This window comes from Mesorhizobium sp. 131-2-1, from assembly GCF_016756535.1.
Lineage (GTDB): Bacteria > Pseudomonadota > Alphaproteobacteria > Rhizobiales > Rhizobiaceae > Mesorhizobium.
Genome location: NZ_AP023247.1, coordinates 3,685,217 through 3,711,620, shown reverse-complemented (window position 1 = coordinate 3,711,620; position 26,404 = coordinate 3,685,217). Strand labels below are relative to the sequence as shown.

The following is a 26,404-nucleotide window of genomic DNA, read 5'->3' as shown; positions in this document are numbered from 1 at the left end:
CGTCACAGGAGGAGTGGGCATATGGACGTGAATGGCGTGGGCTGGATCGGAGCTATCATCATCGGCGGTTTGGCGGGCTGGCTCGCCGAAATGGTGATGAAGAGCAACACCGGCATCTTCATGAACATCATCTTGGGCATCGTCGGCGCGGTCGTGCTGAACGCAATCCTGCAGGCTCTCAATTTCCAGTCTTTCGGCGTCGGCTGGTTCGCCTATCTGATCACCGGCTTCATCGGCGCCTGCCTGCTGATCTTTGTCGGACGGCTGGTGCGGCGTTAGCTGGCATCGATACCGCTATGCGAAAAAGGCCGTGGCGGCATGCGCCGGCGTGGCCTTTTTCTTTGCATCGAAAAGTCTTAAGTGACGTTGGAATGCGAGCGCCGGACAGGCGATCGCTCAGGAACCGGGTTTGAGATGGTCACTGTCCTCGACACGATCGCCAATGCGCCGCGCGTGCGGCACCCTGAAAAGGCGCACAAGCCGGACCAGGAGGTGCTGCGCAAGCCCGACTGGATCCGCGTCAAGGCGCCGGTCTCGAAAGGCTATGCCGAGACGCGCGAGATCGTGAAGTCGCACAAGCTGGTGACGGTGTGCGAGGAGGCCGGTTGCCCGAACATCGGCGAGTGCTGGGACAAGAAGCACGCCACCTTCATGATCATGGGCGAGATCTGCACGCGCGCATGCGCCTTCTGCAACGTCGCCACCGGCATTCCGACCGCGCTCGATCCCGATGAACCGGCGCGCGTCGCGCATGCCGTCAAGCAGATGGGGTTGAGCCACGTCGTCATCACCTCGGTCGACCGCGACGACCTTGCCGACGGCGGCGCGCAGCATTTCGCCGAGGTCATCCGCGCCATCCGCGCGGCGGCGCCCTCGACCACGATCGAGATCCTGACGCCGGACTTCCTACGCAAGGACGGCGCGCTTGAGATCGTTGTCGCGGCGAAGCCCGACGTCTTCAACCACAACCTCGAGACCGTGCCGTCGAACTACCTGACCGTGCGTCCCGGTGCCCGCTATTTCCATTCGATCCGGCTGTTGCAGCGGGTCAAGGAGCTCGATCCGTCGATCTTCACCAAGTCCGGCATCATGGTGGGCCTGGGCGAAGAGCGGAACGAGATCCTGCAGCTGATGGACGATCTGCGCTCGGCCAATGTCGACTTCATGACCATCGGCCAGTATCTGCAGCCGTCGAAGAAGCACCATCCGGTCATCCGCTTCGTCACCCCGGAGGAGTTCAAGTCCTTCGAGACGATCGGCAGGACCAAGGGTTTCCTGCTGATGGCGTCGAGCCCGCTGACGCGCTCCTCGCATCATGCCGGCGAGGATTTCGCCAGGCTGCGCGCGGCGCGGGAAGCGCAGCTCAGAAAAGCCAGCTAACCCCCGAATGCCGAAATTCGAAGCCGCTCGCCGCGTCGCCCATACGGCGCAGGAGATGTTCGCGCTGGTCGCGGACGTCGAGGCCTATCCGCAGTTCCTGCCGCTGTGCGAGGCGCTGACGGTGCGCTCGCGCAAGGAGCGCGACGGCCGCACCATCCTGCTTGCCGATATGACCATCGGCTATAAGGCGATCCGCGAGACCTTCACGACGCAAGTGCTGTTGAAGCCCGACGAGAATGCCATCGACGTCAAATATATCGACGGGCCGTTCAAATATCTCAGCAATATCTGGCGTTTCGACCCGGCCGAAGGCGGCTGCGAAGTACATTTCTTCATCGACTATGAGTTCAAGAGCCGCATTCTCGGCGCGCTGATGGGGGCGATGTTCGATCGCGCCTTCCGCATGTTTGCCGAGGCCTTCGAGAAGCGCGCCGACCAGATCTACGGCACCAGGCCGGCCTGACCTCAAACGCGGTCTAGCCCAGCGCGCGCAGGCCGAGTTGCAGCGCGTGCCGCACCGTCTCGTGGCGGATGAACTCGCGGCCCTTGTGGCCGAATAGCTGGCGCTCGGCGATGATCGGCTGGCCGGTAAGCGCAAGGCCGAACCAGACCAGGCCGACCGGCTTGTCGGCCGAACCGCCGGTCGGGCCGGCAATGCCGGTGACCGCGAGCGAGAGGCTCGCCCGCGAATGCGCCAGCGCGCCCGCCGCCATTTCGAGCACGGTTTCGCGCGAGACGGCGCCATGGGCGTCGAGCGTTGCGGCGGAAACGCCGAGCATCTCCATCTTGGCTTCGTTGGAATAGGTGATGAAGCCGCGGTCGACCACCGCCGAGGAGCCCGCAATGTCGGTGAGCGCGGCGATGATCAGGCCGCCGGTGCAGCTTTCGGCCGTCGCCAGCATGATGCCGCGTTGCTGGCAAGCCAGGAGCAGGGTGTTCGCGAGTTCGGCATTGCTCATTCGGGGACCTCACCTGGAAAGACGACGCTGGCGGTGGCAATGGCCGCTATGCCTTCCTGTCGGCCGACGAAGCCCAGTCTCTCATTGGTGGTCGCCTTGATCGATATCCGCTCGCTTGAGATGCCGAGCATCGCGGCAAGCGCCGCGGTCATCGCCTCGCGATGCGGGCCGACGCGTGGCGCCTCGCAGATCAGCGTGATGTCGGCATTCGCGATGCGTCCGCCGCGCTCGCGCACCAGCCTCGCTGCACGCTCGACGAAGATCTTCGAGGCAGCCCCTTTCCATTGCGGATCCGACGGCGGGAAATGCGTGCCGATATCGCCGGCGCCGCACGTTGCGAGCAGCGCATCGGTGAGAGCGTGAAGTCCGACATCGGCATCCGAATGGCCAGCGAGCTTTTTCTCGTGCGGAATGTCGACACCGCAGAGCGTGACATGGTCGCCCGGCTCGAAGGCGTGCACGTCGTAACCATTGCCGGTGCGTATATCCGGAAAGCGCGGCCGTTCGCCGGAAAGTCGCTGGTCCGCCATCGCGATATCCCTTGCCCAGGTAAGTTTTATGTTGTCCGGCGATCCCGGCACCAGTTTGACCGGTATGTGCGCCCATTCGGCGATCGCGGCGTCATCGGTGAAATCCGCCTTGCCGAGGTGATGGGCCTTCTCATGCGCCGCAAGGAGCGGCCAGAAGGGAAAGCCCTGTGGCGTCTGGGCGGCGTGCAGCCCGTTCCTCGATACGGTCTCCTCGATCATCCCGGCTGCCGACTCGCGCTTCAGCGTGTCGGCGACGGGCAGCGCGGGCAGCGCGCCCTGACGCTCGCCGATGGCATCGATCGTGCGGTCGATGAGGGTGGCGTCGACGAAGGGGCGTACGGCGTCATGGACGAGCACGCGGCCTGGCGCGGAGTCCCTGAGCGCCAGCAGGCCCAGCCTGACGGAGGCTTGGCGCGAATCGCCGCCGGTGACCGTGATGACATGGTCGGCATCCGCGCCCACGGCCTTGCGGAAAAGCTCGCCGTCGTCGGCGTGGATGGCCACCACGACCGGACCGGTCCTCGGATGCGACAGGAATGTCTCCAGGGTGCGCGCGATGACGGCGCGGCCGCCGATGTGTTGATATTGCTTCGGTCCATTGGCCTGCCCGGCGCGCGCGCCGCGCCCGGCCGCGACGATAACCACCGCGACCTTGTCATCCGCGCCCGAAGCCTGATTTTCGCTTGCGTCAGTCATTGCGATTGGCTTAGCGCACGATCCGAAAAAGTGTAATCGGTTTTCGGAAAAGATCGTGCGCCAATTGTGAATTCCAAAGCGTCCTTTGCGCGTTCCTGAAGGACGCGCGGCGCTTTGGTCGGGGGACAGGCCGAAGGCCAAGCATTTTCCCAAATGCGCCTTGATTTGACGTCATTGCGCGTTGCACATTGCCTTGCTTCTGGCTAGAGAATGTGCAGCAATCCGATATGCTTGGTTTTTGTGCATGCCCGAATTGACCAAATTGGCTCTGCCGCTCGACATTGGCGGCGTGAGAATCCGCAATCGTGTCTTCCTCGCGCCGATGTCGGGGATAACCGACGAGCCGTTCCGGCAGCGCGCCCATCGGCATGGCGCCGGGCTTGTCGTGTCGGAAATGGTGGCGAGCGGAGAGCTTGCGAAAGGCAGGGCCGGCTGCGACCTGCGCATCCGCCATTCCGGGCTGCCGGTCCACATGGTCCAGCTCGCCGGCCGGGAAGTGGCGCATATGGCCGAAGGCGCCCGGATCGCCGCGGGCGAGGGCGCCGACATCATCGACATCAACATGGGCTGCCCGGCCAAGAAGGTGACGGGCGGCTATGCCGGTTCGGCGCTGATGCGCGATCTCGACCACGCCCTGTCGCTGATCGAAGCGGTGGTCGGCGCCGTCGAGGTGCCGGTGACCGTGAAGATGCGGCTTGGCTGGGACGAAAGCGCGCTCAACGCGCCGATGCTCGCGCGCCGCGCCGAACAGGCCGGCGTGCGGATGGTGACCGTGCATGGCCGCACCCGCTGCCAGTTCTATCAGGGCAAGGCTGACTGGCGCGCCATCGCGCGGGTCAAGGAGGCCGTTTCGATCCCGGTCGTCGCCAATGGCGATGTCGGCTCGCCGGCGGAAGCGGCCGTCATCCTCGAGCAATCGGGCGCCGACGCGGTGATGATCGGACGCGCGCATTATGGCGCCCCGTGGACCGCCGGCAGGATCGCCGCGGCCGCGGCAGGTGAGACGCCGCCAGCCATTCCCGGAGATCCGCTGGCCCTGACCGAGTACATCGTCGCCCACCATGAGGACATGCTGGCGCTCTATGGCGTCGAAAGCGGTCTGCGGCAGGCGCGCAAGCATCTCGGCTGGTATCTCGATCGCCATGCCGCCGGCGCGGATGCCGAACAGCGCAAGACGATCCTGACCTCCTTTGAACCCGCTCGCGTCATTGCCGGGCTGCGCGGGGTGTTCTCCAGCCTCGCCCGCCCCGACAGCCTGCGGAGCGCGGCATGAAGGCTACAGTTGCTCAGGGGCAGGACATGGTGGACGCCGCCAATATCGTGCTGAACACCATCCGCCGCCCTGTCATCATGGTCGACAACGACGGCTTCATCATCTTCGCCAATGCCGACGCGGAGGATTTCTTCCGCTCCAGCGCGACCATGCTTGCCCGCAATACGCTGTCCAAGCTCGTGCCCTTCGGCAGCCCGCTGCTCACCCTTGTCGACCAGGTGCGCGAACGCCGGGCGCCGGTCAACGAATACCGGGTCGATGTCTCGTCGCCGCGCCTTGGCATCGAAAAGGTCGTCGACCTCTATGTCGCGCCGGTGCCGGAATTCCCGGGCTCGGTGGTGGTGATGTTCCAGGAACGGTCGATGGCCGACAAGATCGACCGGCAGATGACGCATCGCGGCGCCGCCCGCTCGGTCACCGGCCTAGCCGCCATGCTGGCGCACGAGATCAAGAACCCGCTCTCAGGCATCAGGGGCGCCGCCCAGTTGCTGGAACTGTCGGCCTCCGATGAGGACCGCGCGCTGACCCGGCTGATCACCGACGAGACCGACCGCATCGTCTCGCTCGTCGACCGCATGGAGGTGTTTTCCGACGAACGGCCGATCGACCGCTACCCGGTCAACATCCATGTCGTGCTCGACCATGTAAAGGCTATTGCCAAGAACGGTTTTGCCAAGCGGATCAAGATCTTGGAGGAATACGATCCATCACTTCCTCCGGTCTTCGCCAACCGCGACCAGCTGATCCAGGTGTTCCTCAACCTGGTCAAGAACGCCGCCGAGGCGATCGGTTCGGACCCGCAAGGCGAGATCGTGCTGTCGACCGCTTTCCGACCGGGCATCCGTGTTTCGGTGCCCGGAACCCAGGATCGCGTGTCCTTGCCGCTGGAATTCTGCGTGCGCGACAACGGCCCTGGCGTTTCGGAGGACATACTGCCGATCCTGTTCGACCCGTTCATCACCACCAAGCCGAACGGCTCCGGCCTCGGGCTGGCGCTGGTGGCCAAGATCGTCGGCGAGCATGGCGGCATCATCGAATGCGATTCGACGCCGCGCGGAACCACGTTCCGGATTCTGATGCCGGCCTGGAAGGAGACCGCGCACGGCGTCGACGAAGAAGCTGAAGGAGACCGCACATGACCGCACGCGGCAACATTCTGGTCGCCGATGACGATGCGGCCATCCGCACCGTGCTCAACCAGGCGCTGTCGCGCGTCGGCCATGAGGTGCGCGTCACCTCGAACGCCTCGACACTGTGGCGCTGGGTGGCGGCGGGCGAGGGCGACCTCGTCATCACCGATGTGGTGATGCCGGACGAGAACGCCTTCGACATGCTGCCGCGCATCAAGAAGGCGCGGCCGGAACTGCCGGTCATCGTCATGAGCGCGCAGAACACGTTCATGACCGCCATCCGCGCTTCCGAGACCGGCGCCTATGAGTATCTGCCGAAGCCGTTCGACTTGACCGAGCTGCTCAACATCGTCAACCGGGCGCTGGCCGAGCCGAGGCGGCCGAAGCTCGATGCGCGCGCCGACGACCAGCCGGAGACGATGCCCCTGGTCGGCCGCTCGGCCGCCATGCAGGACATCTACCGCATGCTGGCCCGCATGATGCAGACCGACCTGACGGTGATGATTTCAGGCGAGTCCGGTACCGGCAAGGAGCTGGTGGCCCGCGCGCTGCACGAATATGGCCGCCGCCGCGGCGGTCCGTTCGTGGCCATCAACATGGCGGCGATCCCGCGCGACCTGATCGAATCCGAACTGTTCGGCCACGAGAAGGGCGCCTTCACCGGCGCGCAGAACCGCTCCACCGGCCGCTTCGAGCAGGCCGAGGGCGGCACGCTGTTCCTCGACGAGATCGGCGACATGCCGATGGAGGCGCAGACGCGCCTGCTGCGCGTGCTGCAGCAGGGCGAATACACGACCGTCGGCGGCCGCACGCCGATCAAGACGGACGTGCGCATCGTCGCTGCCACCAACAAGGACCTGCGCACGCTGATCAACCAGGGGCTGTTCCGCGAGGACCTGTTCTACCGCCTCAACGTCGTACCGCTGAGGCTTCCGGCGCTGCGTGAGCGCTCCGAGGACATTCCGGACCTGGTGCGGCATTTCTTCAAGCAGGGCGCCAGCGAGGGGCTGCAGACCAAGCGCATTTCCTCTGGCGGCATCGAGCTGATGAAGCGCTACCCCTGGCCGGGCAATGTGCGCGAGCTGGAAAACCTGATCCGCAGGCTGGCCGCGCTCTATTCTCAGGATGAGATCTCGTCCGAGATCATCGAGGCCGAGCTCAAGACCGGCGAGCGGCCGGTGGTCCCCGGCGGCGGCAATCTCATTCCCGACGATCTCTCCATCGGCCAGGCTGTGGAGCATTTCCTGCAGCGCTATTTTGCTTCGTTCGCCGGTGATCTGCCGCCGGCTGGCCTGTACCAGCGCATTCTCGCCGAGGTCGAATACCCGCTGGTCCTTGCCTCGATGACGGCGACGCGCGGCAACCAGATCAAGGCGGCTGAGCTGCTCGGGCTCAACCGCAACACGCTGCGCAAGAAGATCCGCGAACTCGGCGTCAACGTCTACAAGTCCTCGAGGCAGGTCTAGCGTTCCCCTGAGAAGGCAATAAGCCGGGGAAAGATTTCCGTCCCGGCCACACTTGTTGCATAATCGCCACAATGCGTTGCATACATCCGACGCAACCACTGACTCTAAACGGCGATATGGCTTCCCAGGCCCCAACATTGAACGAACCGCTTTTCAGCAAGCCCGGCGTGGAGGACAGACGCCGGCTGCTGGCGTTGCCCGGCGTGCTGGCGATTGCCGGCGCCTTGATCACGGCGGCGATCTCCTTTGCGATTCTGGTCGGCGCGACGCCGATCGCGCCGGATGCAAAGGCCACGATGGCGCTGATCGCGCTCAACGCAGTCTTCGTCCTGTTCCTGATTGCGCTGGTCGGCCGCGAGGTTCACCGCATTGTGATGGCGCGGCGACACGGCAAGGCGGCCTCACGGCTGCATGTGCGCATCGTGGCGATGTTCGCGCTGGTCGCCGCCATTCCCGCCATCATGGTGGCCATCATCGCCTCGATCACGCTCGACATCGGCCTCGACCGCTGGTTCGAGATCCGCACCAAGACGATCGTCAATTCCTCGCTGTCGATCGCCGACGCCTATGTGCAGGAAAACGCCCGCAACCTGCAAGGCACGACGCTGTCGATGGCCTATGATCTCGATGCGTCGCGCACGCTCTATGGCCTCGACCGCACCGGTTTCCTCGATCTGATGAACAAGGAAGCGGTTGGCCGCTCGCTGGCGCATGCCGCGCTGATCAAGCCCGACGGCTCCTTTGTGATGAGCGCCAAGACCGATGCCGACTTCGCCATGCCGGAGCCTCCGCCGGGCGCGGTGGAAACGGCGGCTGACGGCAAGCCGGTGCTGATCGAGCCGCGCACCCGCAACATCATGGGCGCCATCGTCAAGCTGCGCGAGATCGAAGGGCTTTATCTCTACACAATTCGCCTGGTCGACCCGGATGTGATCAAGGCCCGGCAGATCGTGCGGTCCAACACCGACGAATACCGCAACCTGGAAGACAACCGCCGCACCTCGCAGGTGGCCTTCGCGCTGCCCTACCTGTCGCTGACGCTGATCGTCATCCTGTCGGCGATCTGGACCGGCATCGCGGTCGCCGACCGCCTGGTGCGGCCAATCCGCCAGCTGATCGGCGCCGCCGACGAGGTCGCGACCGGCAATCTCGATGTCGCCGTGCCGGTGAGGCTGTCCGACGGCGACGTCGCCTCGCTCGGCGACACCTTCAACAACATGATCCTGGAGCTCAAATCGCAGCGCAACGAGCTGCTCTCCGCCAAGGACCTGATCGACGAGCGCAGGCGCTTTTCGGAAGCCGTGCTGGCGGGCGTCACCGCCGGCGTCATCGGCGTCGACCCCTATGGCATTGTCACCATCGTCAACCGCTCGGCCGAGACCATGCTGGCGATCTCGGCGAGCGCAGCTCTTGGGCAGAACCTGTCCGCCGTGCTGCCGCATGTCGGCCGCGTCTTCGAGATCGGCCGCAAGTCGGGCAAGCCGGTCTATCGCGAGCAGGTGACCTTCTACCGCGGCGGCGCCGAGCGCACCTTCAATGTGCAGATCACCATCGAGGCCGGCGACGACGGCTCGGAGGAAAAATCCTATGTCGTGACGGTCGACGACATCACCGACCTTGTGCAGGCCCAGCGCTCTTCGGCCTGGGCCGATGTGGCAAGGCGCATCGCCCACGAGATCAAGAACCCGCTGACGCCGATCCAGCTCTCGGCCGAGCGCATCAAGCGCCGTTACGGCAAGGTCATCACCGAGGACCGCGAGGTTTTCGACCAGTGCACCGACACGATCATCCGGCAGGTCGAGGATATCGGCCGCATGGTCGACGAATTCTCGGCCTTCGCGCGCATGCCGAAGCCGGAGATGAAAGCCATCGATCTGCGCGAATCGCTGCGCGAGGCCTCGTTCCTGGTCGAGGTCAGCCGTTCCGACATCGCTTTCGAGCGCGATTTCGGCAGTGAACCGCTGAAGGGCACCTTCGACAGCCGGCTGATGGCGCAGGCCTTTGGCAACGTCATCAAGAACGCCGCCGAGGCCATTGACGGACTTGATGCAAAAGATCGTTCGGACGGCACAATCCGGATTCAAGCCGGACGTCAAAATGGCGCCATCCGAATCGATGTCATCGACAATGGCAGGGGATTGCCGCGCGAGAATAGGCAGCGCTTGCTCGAGCCCTATATGACGACGCGTGAAAAAGGCACGGGCCTTGGCCTCGCTATCGTCAAGAAGATCGTGGAGGACCATGGCGGCCGGCTCGAACTCAACGATGCGCCGGCGGATTTCCACGATGGCCGCGGCGCAATGATCTCGATCATCCTGCCGCCGGCGGCGGTCGTTGCCGCGCCACCTCGCGGCGAAGGCCGGAACGAACACGAAAGAGAAACTGAAAAGGTCGGTAATGGCGTCTGACATTCTCATCGTCGATGACGAGGAAGACATCCGCGAGCTCGTCGCAGGCATCCTGAGCGACGAAGGTCACGAAACCCGCACGGCGTTCGACGCCGACAGCGCGCTTGCAGCAATTGCAGACCGCGCGCCGAGGCTGATCTTCCTCGACATCTGGCTGCAGGGCTCGCGCCTGGACGGCCTGGCGCTGCTGGACGAGATCAAAACGATGCATCCGACCCTGCCGGTGGTGATGATCTCCGGTCACGGCAATATCGAGACGGCGGTTTCCGCCATCCGTCGCGGCGCCTACGACTTCATCGAGAAGCCGTTCAAGGCCGACCGGCTGATCCTGATCGCCGAGCGCGCGCTCGAAACCTCGAAGCTGAGGCGCGAGGTCTCCGACCTAAAGCAGCGCAGCGGTGAGACCTTCGACCTGATCGGCATGTCGTCGGCAATGAGCCAGTTGCGCCAGACCATCGAACGCGTCGCGCCGACCAACAGCCGCATCATGATCGTCGGCCCGTCCGGTTCCGGCAAGGAACTGGCGGCGCGCGCCATCCATGCGCTGTCGACGCGCAAGGCCGGACCGTTCGTGACGCTGAGCGCGGCCACCATCACGCCCGAGCGCATGGAGGTCGAGCTGTTCGGCACCGAATCGAACGGCACCGAGCGCAAGGTCGGCGCGCTGGAAGAGGCGCATCGCGGCATCCTCTACATCGACGAAGTGGCCGACATGCCGCGCGAGACGCAGAACAAGATCCTGCGCGTGCTGGTCGAGCAGCAGTTCGAGCGGGTAGGGGGCACCAAGCGGGTCAAGGTCGATGTCCGCATCATCTCGTCCACCTCGCAGAACCTGGAGGCGATGATCGCCGACGGCCGTTTCCGCGAGGACCTCTATCACCGCCTGGCAGTGGTTCCGGTCATGGTGCCGGGGCTGGCCGAGCGGCGCGAGGACATTCCCTATCTGGTCGACAATTTCATGAAGCAGATCGCGCGCCAGGCCGGCATCAGGCCGCGCCGCATCGGCGACGACGCGCTCGCCGTGCTGCAGGCGCATAACTGGCCGGGCAATGTCCGGCAACTGCGCAACAATGTCGAACGGCTGATGATCCTGGCGCGCGGCGACGATGTCGACGCCCCGATCACCGCCGATCTGCTGCCGTCGGAGATCGGCGACGTCATGCCGCGCACGCCCAACCAATCGGACCAGCACATCATGGCGCTGCCGCTGCGCGAGGCGCGCGAACAGTTCGAGAAGGACTACCTGATCGCCCAGATCAACCGCTTCGGCGGCAACATCTCGAAAACCGCCGAGTTCATCGGCATGGAGCGCTCTGCCCTGCACCGCAAGCTGAAGTCGCTGGGCGTCTGAGGACAGCTGTTGTTGGTCCAGCAGCGCCCGGCCGGCCAAATGCCGGTTACGGCCGCGGCGGAATCGCTTAAACAAACCGAAAGTCTTCAGGGGTGATCCATGCCGCGCATTGCCTATGTGAACGGGCGCTATGTCGCCCATGCCGACGCTTCCGTGCATATCGAGGATCGCGGCTATCAGTTCGCCGACGGCGTCTATGAGGTCTGCGAGGTGGCGCGCGGCTTCATCGTCGACATGCCGCGCCACCTCGGCCGCCTGGGCCGGTCGCTTGCCGAACTGTCGATCGACTGGCCGGTGACGCAGCGCGTGCTGCCGCTCATCCTGCGCGAGGTGGTGCGCCGCAACCATGTCGTCAACGGCCTCGTCTATGTCCAGGTGACGCGTGGCGTCGCCAGCCGCGAGTTCTTCTTCCCGGCGCCCGGCACTAGGCCGTCGCTGGTGGTGACCGCCAGGAAGGCCGATCCGGCCGCCGCGGCGAGGCGGGCCGAGACCGGCATCAAGGTCATCACCGTGCCGGAGAACCGCTGGGACCGGGTCGATATCAAGAGCACTGGCCTGCTGCCCAACGTGCTGGCCAAGCAGAAGGCCAAGGAAGCCGGCGCCCAGGAGGCGTGGTTCGTCGACACCGACGGCATGGTCACCGAGGGCGGCTCCTCCAACGCCTGGATCGTCACCAGGGACGGCGTGCTGGTGACGCGGCCCGCCGAGCACGGAATCCTGCGCGGCATCACCCGCACGACGCTGTTCGACGTAGCCGCCAAGCTTGGCCTGACGATCGAGGAACGCAAGTTTTCGGTCGCCGAGGCCAAGGCGGCGCGCGAGGCCTTCATCAGTTCCGCGACCACGATCGCCATGCCGATCGTGGCAATCGACGGCGCTCCGGTTGCCAATGGCCACCCCGGTTCCATGACACTTTCGTTGCGCCAAGCCTTTTTTGACGTTGCGGAAAAAAGTCCGGCCTGATAACCGCAAAGATGGAATGAAAATCAATATATCTCGTTCTGCTTGTCGTTATTGACGACAAGAGGGTGTTTGCGCGCTTGACATGTGCCGGATAAATTGGCGCATTGGCTGCAAACCGAAGGGGATCGGCGAAAGACAAGAACAATGGCGGAACGATCGCAAAACCTTCAGGACCTGTTCCTGAATTCAGTTCGCAAGAGCAAAAATCCACTCACCATCTTCCTCATCAACGGCGTGAAGCTGACTGGCGTGGTCACCTCGTTCGACAATTTTTGTGTGTTGTTGCGGCGTGACGGGCACTCCCAGCTTGTCTACAAGCACGCCATTTCCACGATCATGCCGAGCCAGCCGGTTCAGATGTTCGATGGCGAGGAAGGCCAGGGCGCCTGATTGGCACGTGAGAAAGACGCGGACCGCAGCGTCCGCGGGAAACCAGCGCATCAGCTGAGGCCGGAAGACAAAGCTCCGACCCGGGCCGTTGTTATTGTGCCCGTGCTTACCCGCCAGGCGCGCGGCGAGGACGAGACCAATCGGCCGCGTCTGACGCGTTCCGCCCAGGCCCGCCATGACGAAGCGGTCGGCCTCGCCGGCGCCATCGACCTCGATCCGGTCCATACCGCAGTGGTGACCGTCACCGATCCGCGCCCGGCCACCTTGCTTGGCAGCGGCAAGGTGGCGGAGTTCGCCGATATCGTGAAGGAGCGCCACGCGGAACTGGTCATCGTCGACCATCCGCTGACGCCGGTGCAGCAGCGCAATCTCGAGAAGGAATTCAACGCCAAGGTGCTCGACCGCACCGGGCTGATCCTGGAGATCTTCGGCGAGCGCGCCCGCACCAAGGAAGGCACGCTGCAGGTCGAGCTTGCCCACCTCAACTACCAGAAGGGTCGCCTCGTGCGGAGCTGGACCCACCTCGAACGCCAGCGCGGCGGCGCCGGCTTCCTCGGCGGTCCCGGTGAAACGCAGATCGAATCCGACCGGCGGCAGTTGCAGGAAAAGATCATCAAGCTGAAGCACGAGCTGGAAACCGTGCGTCGCACCCGCGACCTGCACCGCGCCAAGCGCAAGAAGGTGCCATTCCCGGTGGTGGCGATCGTCGGCTACACCAATGCCGGCAAGTCGACGCTGTTCAACAAGCTGACCGGGGCAGGGGTGCTGGCGGAAGACATGCTGTTCGCCACGCTCGACCCGACGCTGCGCCGCGTGCGGCTGCCGCATGGCACGCCGGTCATCCTGTCGGACACGGTCGGGTTCATCTCGGACCTGCCGACGCATCTGGTCGCCGCCTTCCGGGCGACGCTGGAAGAGGTGGTCGAGGCGGATCTTGTCATCCACCTGCGCGACATCTCGGATCCCGATACGGCGGCGCAAGCCGAGGATGTCGAGCGCATCCTGGCCGACCTCGGCGTCGATGCCGGCGATACCAAGCGCGTCATCGAGGTCTGGAACAAGATCGACCTGCTCGACGAGGGCAATCGGGAACGGCTATTGGCCGATGGTGCCGCCGCCAAGGCGCCGCCGGTCGCCATATCGGCTGTCACCGGCGAGGGCATCGATGCCCTTAAGGCGATCATCGAGACCAGGATGTCGGGCGAGCTGGAAACGCTGACATTGACGTTGACGCCGGCCCAGTTCGGTCTCGTCGACTGGCTCTACCGCAATGGCGACGTCGTTTCGCGGGCCGACAATGAGGACGGCAGCGTGACCATGTCGATCAATGCCACACACAGCGCGCGGCAAGAGATCGACAGCCGATTGCACCGTAAGAACAACGGCTGAGCCTGGTTATTTCGCGCCCTTGGCCTGCTGCCAGAGCGCTTCCATCTCGTCCAGCGTCGCCTTTTCCAACGAACTGCCGGAGCCTTCCAGCGCCTGCTCGACATAGTGGAAGCGGGTGCGGAATTTCTCGTTGGTGCCGCTGAGCGCGGCTTCGGCGTCGAGCTTGAGATGGCGGCCGAGATTGACGACGGCAAACAACATGTCGCCGAACTCGTCCTTGATGGGGGCTGCGTCGCCGGTGGCGAGTGCTTCCCGCAATTCGCCGATCTCCTCCTCGATCTTGTCGAGAATGGGCGCCGCCTCGCTCCAGTCGAAGCCGACCCGAGCCGCCTTTTCCTGCAGCTTGAGCGCCCGGGTCAGCGCGGGCAGCGCGACCGGCACGCTATCTAGGAACCCTTTGCCGTTGTCCTCGGGGTCGAGCCCGCGGGCGAGACGCGCATCGCGCTTCTCCGCCTTCTCCACCGCCTTGATCTTTTCCCACATGCCCTTGGCCATGCCGGCGCTGCGCGCCTCCTCGTCGCCGAAGACATGCGGATGGCGACGGATCATCTTGGTGGTGATCGCCTCGACGACGTCGCCGAAGGCGAATTCGCCAACCTCTTCAGCCATTTGCGCGTGGTAGACAACCTGCAGCAGCAGGTCGCCGAGCTCCTCGCGCAGATCGTCGAAATCGCCGCGCGCAATGGCGTCTGCCACCTCGTAGGCTTCCTCGATCGTGTAGGGCGCGATGGTCGAGAAATTCTGCTCGATATCCCAGGGGCAGCCGGTCTTCGGGGCCCTGAGCGCCGCCATGATCTCGATCAGCCGGGAAATATCCTTGGAGGGCTTCATGCTGCAAACCCTAGCGCGCGCAGAGGCAGGCGACCAATCCCGCCGACTGCCAAAAGCCTATTGTCCACAGTTGCGCGAGACTTCAGTCCAAAACCGAAACAATCGCCTTGGCCAGCGCGTCCATGCCTTCCTCGGGCAGACCAGCCACGTTGATGCGGCTGTCGCCGACCATATAGATGGCGTGCTCGGTGCGCAGCCGCTCGACCTGGGCTTCCGAAAGGCCGAGGCGCGAGAACATGCCGCGATGGCTGGCGACGAAATCGAAGCGGTCGGAATTGGACTGCCGGCGCAGCGCCTCGGCGAAGGCGACGCGCAGCCGCAGCATGCGCAGCCGCATCTCCTCGAGCTCGGCCTGCCAGTCGGCGCGCAAAGCGGCGTCTTCGAGCACGATGCGCACCGCCGCCGCGCCATGGTCCGGCGGCATCGAATACATGGCGCGCGCCGCCGACAGCATCTGGCTCATCGCCACATCGGCCTCAGCGCCGTCCTTTGCCAGGATCATCGCCGCGCCGACGCGGTCGCGGTAGACGGCGAAGTTCTTCGAGCAGCTCGAGGCGACGACCATTTCCGGAACCTTGGCGGCTAGCAGGCGCAGCCCTGCCGCATCGGCATCGAGGCCCTCGCCAAAGCCCTGATAGGCGATGTCGACGAACGGCAGCAGGCCGCGCTCGACGACGAGATCGGCGACCTCGGCCCACTGCGCGGCGTCGAGATTGGCGCCGGTCGGATTGTGGCAGCAGCCATGCAGCAGCACCACATCGCCGCGTTCGGCCGTCCGCAGGGCCGCCAGCATGTCCTTGAAGCGCACAGAGCCGGAAGCGGCGTCGAAATAGGGATAGTCGCGGATCTGCAGGCCGGCGGCGCGCATCACCGGCATGTGGTTCGGCCAGGTCGGATCGGACAGCCACACCGTCGCGCCAGGACGGGTACGCTGCAAGAGCTCGGCCACCAGCCTGAGCGCGCCGGAGCCGCCCGGCGCCTGCGCTGTGCGGATGCGCGAGAGGTCCGCATTGTCACCAAAGGTGAGCTTGGCCATTGCCGCGTTGAAGCCCGTGTCGCCGGCAAGGCCGAGATAGGTCTTGGTATCCTGGCTCTGCAGCAGCCGCTTTTCGGCCTCGCGCACGGCGCGCATCACCGGCGTCTTGCCGTCGCGATCCTTGTAGACGCCGACGCCGAGGTCGACCTTGCTCGGACGCGGATCGGCGCGATAAAGGCCAATCAGCGCAAGGATCTTGTCGGCGGGGGCGGGCTGCAGGGTTTCAAACATCACAAGGCTCCAATGGCGGCGGAGTGATACGCAAAACGGCCGCGCTCCGCCAGCGCTTTTCGATTGCATCGACCTTGAGACCGCGCTGCCCTACACGTTCCTGTCACATCGGCGTAGTTTCAATGGAACGTCCCCGAGCATGGAAAACTGATGAGCCGGCAGCAAGAATTCGATCTCGCCATCGTCGGCGCCGGCATTGTCGGCCTGGCGCATGCGCTGGCCGCCGTTCGCCGCGGCCTCAGCGTCGTCGTCATCGACCGCGATGCGCAAGCCAATGGCGCTTCGGTGCGCAATTTCGGCTTCATCACCGTCAGCGGCCAGGAGCGGGGCCAGGTGTGGCGCCGGGCCATGCGCTCCCGCGATATCTGGCGTGAGGTGGCTGGCCCCGCCGGCATCGACATCCTCCAGCGCGGCACGGTTGTCGTCGCGCGCCGCCCGGAGGCGAGGGCGGTGATCGAGGCCTTCCTGCAAACGGAGATGGGCGAGGACTGCAAGCTGCTCGAACCCGGAGAGCTTCGCCGCGACTTTCCTGGTCTTGGCGGGGAAGGGTTCGCCGGTGGCCTGTGGAGCCCGCATGAGGTGCGTGTCGAGTCGCGCTGGGCGATCCCGCTGCTTGCCGCCTGGCTCGCTGAAAAGCACGGCGTCGAATTCCACCGCGAAACGGCGGTGCGTGCGATCGAGCCGCCCGATATCGTGACGAGCCGGGGTAGGGTGCAGGCCGGCAAGGTGGTCGTCTGTCCGGGCGACGACCTGGCGACGCTCTATCCCGAGCGCATCGCGCAATATTCCGTCACGCGCTGCAAGCTGCAGATGATGCGCCTTGCCGATCCTGGCTTCCCGCTGCCGGCGTCGGTCATGTCCGACCTCGGCCTCGCCCGCTACGCCGGCTATGCCGCCTTGCCGGAGGCGGCAGCCCTGCGGCGCCGGCTGGAGAGCGATCAGCGCGACGCGCTGGACAATGGCGTGCATCTGATCGTGGTGCAGAGCGCCGACGGCACCCTGGTGGTGGGCGACTCCCACCACTATGCAACGACGCCGTATCCGTTCGCCTCCGAGCGGGTCGATGAGATCATCCTGGAAGAATTCAGCGCCGTGTTCGGCACCCCGCCGCCCGCCGTGATCGAACGCTGGACCGGCATTTACGCATCGGCTGCCGACCGCACTATGTTCGCCGATGCGCCGCATGAGGATGTGCGGCTGGTGATGATCACCAGCGGCACCGGCGCCAGCACCTCGTTTGCGATCGCCGAAGAGGTGATCGCAGAGCTGTTCGGCGCGGCAGAAGCAAGGAAGATCGCATGACGACACAAGGTTTGCTGCGCGCCGTGGTGTTCGACTGGGCCGGCACCGTGGTCGACCACGGCTCGCTGGCGCCGATGGGGGTGTTCGTCGAAGCCTTCGCAGAGTTCGGCGTGGCGATCACCATCGAGGAGGCGCGCGGGCCGATGGGCATGGCCAAGCGCCCGCATATCGCGGCCCTGATGGCGCTGCCCCGGATAGCTAAAGCCTGGACGAAGCAGCACGGCCACGCGCCGACCGAGGCGGATATCGACGCCGTCTACGACGTGTTCGTGCCGAAGAATCGGGCGGTCGCGGCGCGCTTCTCGGATGTCATCCCGGGCGTTGCCGACGTGGTATCGGCGCTCCGCGCGCGCGGCCTCAAGATCGGCTCGACCACCGGCTACACGCGCGACATCATGGCCGAGATCCTGCCGGTCGCCGCCGGGCAGGGGTTCTCGCCGGACTGCCTGGTCTGCACCGGCGACACGCCGGACGGCAGGCCGACGCCGTTCATGCTGTGGAAGGCGCTGACCGAGCTCGGCGTCTATCCGCCCTGGCTCGCCGTCAAGGTCGACGACACCGAGGTCGGCATCGCCGAAGGCCTCAATGCCGGCGCCTGGACGGTCGGCGTGGCGGTGACCGGCAATGTCTTCGGTCATACGCTGGCCGAGACCCAGGCGCTGGCGCCGGACGTCTTCCGCATCAAGCGGGCCGAGGCGCAGGCGAAACTCAGCGCCGCCGGCGCGCACTATGTCGTCAACGGCGTCGCCGACCTGATGCCGGTCATCGCCGCGATCGAGGGAAGGCTCCGGCGCGGCGAGAGGCCCTGAACGCCGGTGGGCCCGCATCATCCAAAAAAGACGCCAGCAGCGGGATTAAAACCTTGCCCTGCTCCGTAAACAGGGCATGAAACGGTCGATGCCTCGCTTCGATATCGTCGGACAGCTCGGTTCGCTGCGCCGCTATGCGCGCTCGCTGACGCGCGACAGCACGGAGGCCGAGGACCTGGTGCATGACGCGTTGGTGCGCGCCTATGAGCGGCGCGCTACCTTTCGCGCCGGCAGCAACCTGCGCGCCTGGCTGCTCGCGATCGTCCACAACGCCTTCATCGACGGTGTCCGCTCACGCCGGTCGGAAGCGGCGCGCGTCGAGCAGGCCGGATACCTTGCCGACAGCACCACGCCGGCGCCCCAGGACCATTCGGTCCGCCTGGCGCAGGTGCGGACGGCCTTTTTATCCCTGCCGGAGGAGCAGCGCTCGGCGCTGCATCTCGTCGCCATCGAGGGGCTGAGCTACGCCCAGGCGGCCGAGGTCAGCGGCGTGCCGCTGGGAACGCTGATGTCGCGCATCGGCCGGGCCCGCGCGGCGCTGCGCGAGATGGAGGAGGCCGCACCCGCCGGCAAGAACCATCTCAGGATCGTCAGAGGTGAGCGATGAACGCAATGCTCGATCCCGTGACCGACGCCGATCTCGACGCCTATGTCGACGACCAGTTGGAAGTGGCTCGCCGCATCGAGGTGGAGGCATTCCTGTCCACCCGGCCGGAGGTGGCCGCGCGCGTCATGTCCGACCTCAGGACGCGCGATGAGCTGCGCGTGGCGCTCGCCGGCAAGGGCATGGTGCGGCCGGCAACGACCGAGGCGGCACGACGGCTGGAGCGCGGGCTTGGCCGCGACCGCTTCTTCGGTATGCTGCAGCGGGCGGCAGCGGCGGCCATCCTGATCGCCGCCGGTTGGCTGGCGAACGGTATTTTCGGACCGGTCGCGGTGACCAAGGTCGTCGCTTCCACCCAGCCGCCGGCCTATGTTGAAGAGGCGGTGAGGGCGCACCGGACGACGCTGATGCGCGAGGCGATGACCTCCCAGCGGGAAGCGCCGGACTATAACCCCGGTGAAATCCGTGCCGCGACCGCGATCGTCATGCCGTCGCTGCCCGTCGACTGGAAGGTGCGCGACGTGCAGATCTATCCGTCGCGCTTCGGGCCGAGCGTCGAGATGGCGCTCGAAACCAGGGATCTCGGCCTCGTCTCGCTGTTCGCCATCAGGCCCGGAACCTTTGACGTGGTGAAGCCGGCCGTTGCGCCCTCGGGCGATATTTCCTCGGCCTATTTCCAGATCGGCGAGGTCGCCTACGCCGTCGTCGCGCGCAGCGATGCGCGCAACCTCGACCGCGCCGCCGAAACGCTCGCCCGCACGCTTTACTGAGATCAACCAAGGAGACTGAACATGAATACCCCCAATCTGGGATATCGCGCGGGCAGCGGCGCCCGAACCGGCGCCCTCTACGACGAGGGCCTGCGCCAGCATATGCTGCGCGTCTACAACTATATGGGCCTTGGCCTCGTCGTCACCGGCGCTATCGCCTTCGCCGTGGCCTCGACGCCGGCGCTCTACGTACCGATCTTCTCCAGCCCGCTGAAATGGGTGGTGATGCTCGCGCCGCTCGCCTTCGTGCTGTTGTTCTCGTTCCGCATGCAGACCATGTCGGCGGCCAGCGCGCAGGCGATGTTCTGGGCCTTCTGCGCCGTCATGGGCCTGTCGCTGGCTTCGGTGTTCCTGGTCTTCACCGGCACCAGCATCGCGCGCACCTTCTTCATCGCCGCCACCATGTTCGGCGCGACAAGCCTTTATGGCTATACGACCAGGCGCGACCTGACGCAGTTCTCGTCGTTCCTGATCATGGGCCTCATCGGCGTGGTGATCGCCAGCCTCGTCAACCTGTTCCTCGGCTCGACCGCGCTGCAGTTCGCCATCTCGGTGATCGGCATCGCCGTGTTCATCGGGCTCACCGCCTGGGATACCCAGACGATCAAGGAGCAGTATGCCGAGAATTTCGACGCAGAATCGCAGCAGAAGCTGGCCGTTTTCGGCGCCTTCTCGCTCTATTTGAACTTCGTCAACATCTTCCAGCTGCTGCTGAACTTCACCGGCGAACGCGAATAGGCCTTTAGGCACCGGGCCTGGCCGAGGCACCTCGGCCGGGCCCATCCCCATCCTGCTCACCCCTTGACCACTCCCGCCGCAAGCCCTCGACCAAGGAAGCGCTGCAGGTAGGCGATGGCGGCACGACCGCGGGCACGGAAGCCGCGGTCAGCGCCCTCAAGTCGGTCTGACGCAAAGATCATGATGCCCGGCGTCAGCGTGCGGCGCGCATCGTCATTGATCAGCCCATAGCTGAACATGAACTCGTTCCAGGCGGAGATGAAGGCGGCCGACCGCGATCGTCGGGCCATTGGCCGTTTCCACCCGGCACACCTGCTACTATGGTCGGCCGGCCATCACATTAACCAACCTCTCGGGACGTCTCATGAAACTCGGCTTTATCGGCACAGGCGCGCTCACCGCCGCAATCGTCACGGGGCTCAAGTCCCTCGCGGAAAGCTCTGTTTCAATTGTGCTTTCGCCCCGCAACGAAGAGATCGCGACGAACCTTGCTTCCCGCCACCCGGATGTGCGCGTTGCCAGCGACAACCAGGCCGTCCTCGATGATTGCGATACTGTCATGCTCGCGGTGCGGCCGCAGATTGCCAGTCAAGTGCTCGGCGAATTGCGGTTTCGACCCGACCATCGCCTCATCAGCCTGATCGCCACCTTGTCTCTCGAGGACATAAAGGCTTTGACGGCGCCCGCCGGACACCTGACGAAGGCGCTTCCCATGCCGATGATCGCGCACCGGCTGGGCGCCACGATCATCTGTCCACCTGATCCAGGCGCCGCGGCATTGTTCGGCAGGCTGGGCAAGGTGATCGAGGTCGAAAATTCCGGCGAATTCGACGCCTTGAGCGTCGCCACCGCGACCTATGCCAGCTATTTCAAATACCTCGAGACCATCCACAACTGGCTGACGAGCCACGGCGTCGGGGAGGGCACCGCGCGCGACTACGTCTCCTCGCTTTTCAAGGCGCTGGGGACCGCGCCTGAGACGTCGCCGGATGCGGGTTTCATGGATCTGGCGCAGGACTATGCGACACGCGGCGGCATCAACGAACAGGTTCTGCGCGAGCTCACGGCGCGTGATGTGTTCGGCGCACTCGCTGAAAGCCTGGACGGAATCCATCGGCGCATCACGGGCGACACGCACTGAATGACGGAAACGATGGGCGCCCACCATGGCATTCGAAATCGGAGTGGAGCCCATGGGGCGCGCAGCCACCGCCCTTGAGTTCGCGAAGCCTTTTGCTAGCCTGCCAGCCGCACCAAACCAGCCGTGAGGACGTATGGAACAGGATAGCCTGACACTTCACGGTGACGGCATCTCGGCGACCATTGTCCAGCAGGGGGCCGAACTGGTCTCGTTGCGCAACGCCGAAGGCATTGAGTTCCTATGGCAAGCCGGTCCCGCCTGGCGCCGTCATTCGCCGGTCCTGTTTCCCATTGTCGGCCGGTTGAGAGGCGACCAGTTGCGCCACCGTGGCAAAAACTATCCGATGACGCAGCATGGCTTTGCCCGCGACAGGCGCTTTGCCTGGGCGGAGCAGGGACCTTCCTCCTGCACGCTGATCCTGACTGACGATGCCGAAAGCCGCGCACGCTACCCATTCGCCTTTCGCCTGGCGATACGTTACAGCCTCGGTCCTCGCAGCCTCGGCGTGACCTTCGAGGTCACCAACACAGGCAATGAGGTGCTGCCTGCTTCGGTCGGCGCGCATCCTGCCTTCAACTGGCCGCTACTGCCGGAATTGCCCAAAGAAGCCTATCGGCTAACGTTTGCCGAGAACGAACCTGCGCCGATCCGCCGCCTGAAGGATGGTCTGCTGCTGCCAACGGCCCGGCCCACACCGATCGAAGGTAAGACGCTTGCGCTTTCCGAGCAGCTCTTCGACGATGATGCCGTCATCCTGGATCAACCAGCCAGCGCAAGTGTCCGCTATGCCGCCGAGCGCGGGCCGGCGATCGAAATATCCTGGCACGGCTTCAATGAGTTGGGCATCTGGTCCAAGCCGGGAGGCGCCCCGTTCCTGTGCATCGAGCCCTGGCATGGCCTTGCAAGCCCGATCGATTTCGATGGCGAGTTCGCCGACAAACCTGGCGTGATGCTGATCGAGCCGGGTGCCAAGCGAGTCCTGAGCTATCGTATAAAAGTCGCATAAGATAGATTATGGAACTGACAGGCAATGGCGAGGCTGCCATCAGGACAGCGCTTCCCGTAGTGAATTCGCCAATCCGGCCGGGTTCTCCCAGGCCATGGAATGTCCAGCTTGCGGCACGACGCTGATGTTGATGCCTTGCTGAGGCAGGCGTTGCGTGTCTTCGTCCGGCAGAGAGTTTTCGCCGAAGATCACCGTCCTTGGCATTGCCATCCCAAGCAGCAACTCACGCCAGGCCGGTTTGCCGCCGGCAACGAGCGATATAGCTCCGCGGTGCACGGCATGTGGTGCGCTCACCGACAAGGAAGCCGCCCAGATACCGTCGCCGTCCGACTTGGACGTCCTCACCAGAGCCTCGTGGCCATAGGCCACATAGTCACGCTCGTTCATTGCCGCGACTTTCCGGCTGTAGAAGCCGCCGCCTGGATCCAGATTGGGTTCGCTCAACACAAGGTTCCGAACGCGATCGCCAATCAGGCTTGCCGCAACGATAGCCACGGAACCTCCCATGCTGTGGCCGAAGAGATCCAGGCTTTCAGGGGCCAACTCGCTTAGGAGTTCCACCAGGGTTCGCGCATGGTCGTCGATCGTGTAGCCGAAGCCAGCCGGGCGGTCGCTGAAACCAAATCCAAGCAGGTCAATCAGCACCATGCGCCTGCCTGCCAGCGCAGGGTCGCAAGCAACCCGTGGATAATCACAGGAAGAGGCGCAGCCGAGGCCGTGGATGAATATCAGCGGAACGCCGACACCTGGAATGTTATGATAGAGCAGGTTTCCCCGATCTCCACTCAGCGTGAACGATCTCATGGCATAATTCGCGAGAAGTTCGATCCATCATTCTGATTCATAAGGAATTTCTATCACCATGCCGTCATAGGCCGGCACGATGTGATCCGGCGTCTCGGCCATCACCTTGGCATAGTCGAGCGGCACATGCATGTGCGTCAGCACGGCGTTTTTCGGTGCCAGCGTCTCGATCCAGCCGAGCGCCTGGCCGAGCGACAAATGGCTCGGATGGGTGTTGTACTGCAGCGCGTCAATCACCAGCATCTCCAGGCCGCGCAGGCGCTCCACACTGGCGTCCGGAAAGTCGCTGATGTCAGGGCAGTAGGCGAGCGCCCCGGCGCGGAAACCGAGCGAAATGATGTCGCCGTGGATCTGCGGCAGCGGCTCGAGGGCGAGGGGACCCCCCTCGCCTTCGATCACCACCGGCCTGGCGTGGTCGATGAGATGCGGCCTGACGATCGGCGGATAGGAACTGCCCGGCGGCGTTTCGAAGCAATAGCCGAACGCTTCTTGCAGGCGCTGCATCGTCGGCTGGTCGGCATGGATGTCGATCAGGTGGCGCTGTTCCAGCACATAGCCGCGCAGGTCGTCGATGCCGTGGATATGGTCGGCATGCGGATGCGTGTAGACGACAGCGTCGATGCGCTTGACCGATGCCAGCAGCATCTGCTCGCGAAAATCCGGCCCGGTGTCGATGACGACCGTCGTACGGGCGCCGTTCGCCGCGATCCGCTCGACCAATGCGGCGGCGCGCATGCGCCGGTTCCTGGGGTTGGCCGGGTCACAATTGCCCCAGTCGCCGGTGATGCGCGGCGTGCCGGGCGACGAGCCGCAGCCGAGGATGGTGAGGCGCAGCCGGTCGCTCATGCCTCAGGCGCCCGGCGCATCGGGACGCGGCATCTTCCGGAACAGCCGGAAGACATTGTCGGTGGTGATGTCGGCGATCTCGGCCTCGCTGACGCCGATCGTCTCGGCCAGCACCTTGGCGGTGTTGGCGACATAGGCCGGCTCGTTGCGCTTGCCGCGAAACGGGATCGGCGCAAGATATGGCGCGTCGGTTTCGACCAGCAGCCGGTCACGTGGCACGCTGGCTGCGATGGCGCGCAATTCGGTCGAGTTCTTGAAGGTCAGGATGCCAGAGAACGAGACATAGCCGCCAAGCGCGACGCCGACCTCCGCCAGCCTGCGCCCGGACGAAAAACAGTGCAGAATGAAGGGGAAGGCGCCCTTCCCTGTTTCGTCCTCGAGGATCGCGGCCATGTCGTCGTCGGCATCGCGCGAATGGATGACCAGCGGCAGGCCGGTCTGGCGCGCGGCGGTGATGTGGGTGCGGAAGCCTTGCGCCTGCGCATCGCGAGGCGCGCGATCGTAGAAATAGTCGAGCCCGGCCTCGCCGATCGCCACCACTTTGGGGTGCGCGGAAAGCCGCACCAGCTCGTCGGCCGTCACGTCGAGCTCTTCCGCCGCATTGTGCGGATGGGTGCCGACCGAGCAGTAGACTTCATTAAAATTCTCAGCGATTTCAAGTATTTGCTGAAATCGCCTCACGCGTGTCGAGATCGTCACCATGCGGCCGATCCCGGCCGCCAGGGCGCGAGCGACGATGGCCGCCCGCTCCTCGGCGAAGTCCGGAAAGTCGAGATGGCAGTGACTGTCGACAAGCATCAGGCTTTGGCATCCTGCTCGACATATCGCGGGAACACGCCCTCGGGCGCCGGCAGGGCCGTGCCCGGCACGAGCGCATGGTCGGCATGGACATGCTCGAAATCGCGCTTGTCCGCCGGCACCGCGAGCAGATCGAGCAGCTTTGCCGCCGAACCTGGAATGTAGGGCTGGCTCAGCAGTGCCACGCGACGCACGATCTCGGCGGTCGTCCACAGCACCGTCTCCATGCGCACAGGATCGGTCTTCCGCAGCGCCCAGGGCTCCTGCGAGGCGAAGTAGCGATCGGCTTCCGCCACCACGCCGAAGATCGCCGCCAGCGCCAGATGGATGCCCTGCTCCGCCATCGCTTTGCGTGCCGTCGCCAGCGCTTCCACCGCCTGATCGAGGATGGCCCCGTCGGCCTCCGTCAATTCACCGCGCTTCGGCACCACGCCGCCGCAGTTCTTGGCGATCATCGACAGCGAGCGCTGCGCCAGATTGCCGAGCCCGTTGGCGAGATCCGCGTTGGTGCGGTTGACGATCGCTTCGTGGCTGTAGTTGCCGTCCTGGCCGAACGGCACCTCGCGCAGGAAGAAATAGCGCACCTGGTCGACGCCGTAGTGCTCCACCATGGTGAACGGGTCGATGACGTTGCCGACCGACTTAGACATCTTCTCGCCGCGGTTGAACAGGAAGCCATGGCCGAAGACGCGCTTGGGCAGCGGGATCCCCGCCGACATCAGGAAGGCCGGCCAGTAGACGGCGTGGAAGCGCACGATGTCCTTGCCGATGATGTGCGCATCGGCCGGCCAGAACTTCCAATTCTCAGCGTTTTCATCGGGATAGCCGATCCCGGTGATGTAGTTTGTCAGCGCGTCGACCCACACATACATCACATGCTTCTCGTCGCCGGGAACCGGCACGCCCCAGTCGAAAGTGGTGCGTGAGACCGATAGATCCTTCAGCCCCGACTTGACGAAGCTCATCACCTCGTTGCGTCGCTCGGCCGGGCCGATGAAGTCCGGCTGGCTTTCGTAGAGCGCTATGAGCTTGTCCTGATAGGCCGAAAGCCGGAAGAAATAGCTCTCTTCCTCGACCCATTCGACGGGCGTCCCCTGCGGTCCATAGCGGACGTTGTCGGGGCGGAGCTCGGTCTCTTCCTCGCCGTAATAGGCTTCGTCGCGCACCGAATACCAGCCGGCATAGCCGCCCTTGTAGATGTCGCCATTGGCGGCCATGGCCTTCCAGATCGCCTGCGAGGACGCGTAGTGGCGCTCCTCGGTGGTGCGGATGAAATCGTCGTTGGAGGCGTTGAGCGCCGTGGCCATGCGCCTGAACTCGACCGAGTTGCGGTCGGCCAGCTCGCGCGGCGAAATACCGTCCTTGCGCGCCGTCTGCAGCATCTTGATGCCGTGCTCGTCTGTTCCGGTGAGGAAGAAGACTTGCTTGCCGTCGAGCCGCTGGAAGCGGGCAAGCGCGTCGGTGGCGATCAGCTCATAGGCATGGCCGATATGCGGCTTGCCGTTCGGGTAGGAAATCGCCGTCGTGATGTAGAACGTGTCGCGTGACATGAA

General features: G+C 64.8%; 27 protein-coding genes. 18 read left to right on the top strand and 9 right to left on the bottom strand.

Annotation, left to right across the window (positions count from 1 at the left end):
* The first annotated feature begins 21 nt into the window (after positions 1–21).
* The 3 genes from JG743_RS17925 (at position 22) to JG743_RS17915 (ending at position 1,843) form a co-directional block, all read left to right on the top strand.
* Positions 22–279 (top strand): GlsB/YeaQ/YmgE family stress response membrane protein, encoded by a 258-nt coding sequence (locus tag JG743_RS17925; protein ID WP_202292124.1) that lies wholly within the window; start codon positions 22–24, stop codon positions 277–279.
* A gap of 135 nt (positions 280–414) precedes the next feature.
* Positions 415–1,380: a lipoyl synthase gene (gene lipA, locus JG743_RS17920; RefSeq protein ID WP_202292123.1), complete on the top strand. Its 966-nt coding sequence runs from the start codon at positions 415–417 to the stop codon at positions 1,378–1,380.
* Positions 1,381–1,387: 7 nt separating this feature from the next.
* Entirely contained in the window at positions 1,388–1,843 is a 456-nt protein-coding gene (locus tag JG743_RS17915; RefSeq protein WP_202292122.1) for a type II toxin-antitoxin system RatA family toxin, read from the top strand.
* Between the two features lie 13 nt (positions 1,844–1,856).
* Here JG743_RS17915 and JG743_RS17910 read toward each other — a convergent pair whose 3' ends face one another.
* Positions 1,857–2,339, bottom strand: coding sequence for a CinA family protein (locus JG743_RS17910; protein ID WP_202292121.1), 483 nt, complete (start codon positions 2,337–2,339; stop codon positions 1,857–1,859).
* Complete coding sequence (locus JG743_RS17905; protein WP_202292120.1) at positions 2,336–3,565, bottom strand: bifunctional 2-C-methyl-D-erythritol 4-phosphate cytidylyltransferase/2-C-methyl-D-erythritol 2,4-cyclodiphosphate synthase; 1,230 nt, start codon at positions 3,563–3,565, stop codon at positions 2,336–2,338. Before JG743_RS17905 ends, JG743_RS17910 begins: the two co-directional genes overlap by 4 nt.
* A 244-nt stretch (positions 3,566–3,809) precedes the next feature.
* Here JG743_RS17905 and dusB point away from each other — a divergent pair, with 244 nt between their 5' ends.
* The 8 genes from dusB (at position 3,810) to hflX (ending at position 13,935) form a co-directional block, all read left to right on the top strand.
* Positions 3,810–4,838, top strand: a complete 1,029-nt coding sequence (gene dusB / locus JG743_RS17900) for a tRNA dihydrouridine synthase DusB (protein WP_202292119.1) — start codon at positions 3,810–3,812, stop codon at positions 4,836–4,838.
* Positions 4,835–5,977, top strand: coding sequence for a two-component system sensor histidine kinase NtrB (locus tag JG743_RS17895; protein WP_202292118.1), 1,143 nt, complete (start codon positions 4,835–4,837; stop codon positions 5,975–5,977). The genes dusB and JG743_RS17895 overlap by 4 nt, the downstream gene beginning before the upstream one ends.
* Positions 5,974–7,434: a nitrogen regulation protein NR(I) gene (gene ntrC, locus JG743_RS17890; protein WP_127406286.1), complete on the top strand. Its 1,461-nt coding sequence runs from the start codon at positions 5,974–5,976 to the stop codon at positions 7,432–7,434. Before JG743_RS17895 ends, ntrC begins: the two co-directional genes overlap by 4 nt.
* 116 nt (positions 7,435–7,550) lie before the next feature.
* Positions 7,551–9,842 carry a sensor histidine kinase NtrY-like gene (locus JG743_RS17885; protein ID WP_202292117.1) on the top strand — a complete coding sequence of 764 codons (2,292 nt, stop codon included), beginning with the start codon at positions 7,551–7,553 and terminating at the stop codon, positions 9,840–9,842.
* Positions 9,832–11,193 (top strand): nitrogen assimilation response regulator NtrX, encoded by a 1,362-nt coding sequence (gene ntrX, locus JG743_RS17880; protein ID WP_202292116.1) that lies wholly within the window; start codon positions 9,832–9,834, stop codon positions 11,191–11,193. Before JG743_RS17885 ends, ntrX begins: the two co-directional genes overlap by 11 nt.
* A 99-nt stretch (positions 11,194–11,292) precedes the next feature.
* A complete protein-coding gene (locus JG743_RS17875) occupies positions 11,293–12,156 on the top strand; it encodes a D-amino-acid transaminase (RefSeq protein WP_202292115.1) in 864 nt (287 codons plus the stop codon).
* A 144-nt stretch (positions 12,157–12,300) separates the two neighbouring features.
* Positions 12,301–12,546 (top strand): RNA chaperone Hfq, encoded by a 246-nt coding sequence (gene hfq / locus JG743_RS17870; protein WP_066989720.1) that lies wholly within the window; start codon positions 12,301–12,303, stop codon positions 12,544–12,546.
* Positions 12,547–13,935 carry a GTPase HflX gene (gene hflX, locus JG743_RS17865; protein WP_202292114.1) on the top strand — a complete coding sequence of 463 codons (1,389 nt, stop codon included), beginning with the start codon at positions 12,547–12,549 and terminating at the stop codon, positions 13,933–13,935. It begins immediately after the preceding gene.
* Between the two features lie 6 nt (positions 13,936–13,941).
* Here hflX and mazG read toward each other — a convergent pair whose 3' ends face one another.
* Together mazG and JG743_RS17855 are read right to left on the bottom strand one after the other, a co-directional pair.
* Complete coding sequence (gene mazG / locus JG743_RS17860) at positions 13,942–14,766, bottom strand: nucleoside triphosphate pyrophosphohydrolase (RefSeq protein ID WP_202292113.1); 825 nt, start codon at positions 14,764–14,766, stop codon at positions 13,942–13,944.
* An 82-nt stretch (positions 14,767–14,848) separates the two neighbouring features.
* Positions 14,849–16,033 carry an amino acid aminotransferase gene (locus JG743_RS17855; protein ID WP_202292112.1) on the bottom strand — a complete coding sequence of 395 codons (1,185 nt, stop codon included), beginning with the start codon at positions 16,031–16,033 and terminating at the stop codon, positions 14,849–14,851.
* Between the two features lie 150 nt (positions 16,034–16,183).
* On the opposite strand from JG743_RS17855, the gene JG743_RS17850 reads away from it, so the two are divergent.
* The 5 genes from JG743_RS17850 (at position 16,184) to JG743_RS17830 (ending at position 20,256) form a co-directional block, all read left to right on the top strand.
* Positions 16,184–17,335, top strand: coding sequence for a TIGR03364 family FAD-dependent oxidoreductase (locus JG743_RS17850; protein ID WP_202292111.1), 1,152 nt, complete (start codon positions 16,184–16,186; stop codon positions 17,333–17,335).
* On the top strand, positions 17,332–18,144 hold the full coding sequence (gene phnX, locus JG743_RS17845; RefSeq protein WP_202292110.1) for a phosphonoacetaldehyde hydrolase: 813 nt from the start codon (positions 17,332–17,334) through the stop codon (positions 18,142–18,144). The genes JG743_RS17850 and phnX overlap by 4 nt, the downstream gene beginning before the upstream one ends.
* An 88-nt stretch (positions 18,145–18,232) precedes the next feature.
* Positions 18,233–18,751, top strand: a complete 519-nt coding sequence (locus JG743_RS17840; protein WP_202292109.1) for a sigma-70 family RNA polymerase sigma factor — start codon at positions 18,233–18,235, stop codon at positions 18,749–18,751.
* Positions 18,748–19,518, top strand: coding sequence for an anti-sigma factor family protein (locus JG743_RS17835; RefSeq protein WP_202292108.1), 771 nt, complete (start codon positions 18,748–18,750; stop codon positions 19,516–19,518). Before JG743_RS17840 ends, JG743_RS17835 begins: the two co-directional genes overlap by 4 nt.
* Positions 19,519–19,539: 21 nt before the next feature.
* Positions 19,540–20,256, top strand: a complete 717-nt coding sequence (locus JG743_RS17830) for a Bax inhibitor-1/YccA family protein (protein WP_202292107.1) — start codon at positions 19,540–19,542, stop codon at positions 20,254–20,256.
* A gap of 56 nt (positions 20,257–20,312) precedes the next feature.
* On the opposite strand, the gene JG743_RS17825 is transcribed toward JG743_RS17830, so the two are convergent.
* The gene (locus JG743_RS17825) at positions 20,313–20,546 is read right to left on the bottom strand and encodes a hypothetical protein (RefSeq protein WP_202292106.1); all 234 of its coding nucleotides are present in this window, start codon (positions 20,544–20,546) and stop codon (positions 20,313–20,315) included.
* 74 nt (positions 20,547–20,620) lie between these two features.
* Here JG743_RS17825 and JG743_RS17820 point away from each other — a divergent pair, with 74 nt between their 5' ends.
* Positions 20,621–21,397 (top strand): pyrroline-5-carboxylate reductase, encoded by a 777-nt coding sequence (locus JG743_RS17820; RefSeq protein ID WP_202292105.1) that lies wholly within the window; start codon positions 20,621–20,623, stop codon positions 21,395–21,397.
* Between the two features lie 133 nt (positions 21,398–21,530).
* Positions 21,531–22,403: an aldose 1-epimerase family protein gene (locus tag JG743_RS17815; RefSeq protein WP_202292104.1), complete on the top strand. Its 873-nt coding sequence runs from the start codon at positions 21,531–21,533 to the stop codon at positions 22,401–22,403.
* A 39-nt stretch (positions 22,404–22,442) separates the two neighbouring features.
* Here the strand turns inward: JG743_RS17815 and JG743_RS17810 are convergent, their stop codons facing one another.
* The 4 genes from JG743_RS17810 to metG are packed head-to-tail and all read right to left on the bottom strand — an operon-like array spanning position 22,443 to position 26,401.
* Entirely contained in the window at positions 22,443–23,207 is a 765-nt protein-coding gene (locus tag JG743_RS17810) for an alpha/beta fold hydrolase (protein WP_202292103.1), read from the bottom strand.
* Between the two features lie 27 nt (positions 23,208–23,234).
* Entirely contained in the window at positions 23,235–24,053 is an 819-nt protein-coding gene (locus JG743_RS17805) for an MBL fold metallo-hydrolase (protein WP_202292102.1), read from the bottom strand.
* Positions 24,054–24,056: 3 nt separating this feature from the next.
* On the bottom strand, positions 24,057–24,851 hold the full coding sequence (locus JG743_RS17800; RefSeq protein ID WP_202292101.1) for a TatD family hydrolase: 795 nt from the start codon (positions 24,849–24,851) through the stop codon (positions 24,057–24,059).
* Positions 24,851–26,401 carry a methionine--tRNA ligase gene (gene metG, locus JG743_RS17795; protein WP_202292100.1) on the bottom strand — a complete coding sequence of 517 codons (1,551 nt, stop codon included), beginning with the start codon at positions 26,399–26,401 and terminating at the stop codon, positions 24,851–24,853. Before metG ends, JG743_RS17800 begins: the two co-directional genes overlap by 1 nt.
* Positions 26,402–26,404: the final 3 nt, after the last annotated feature.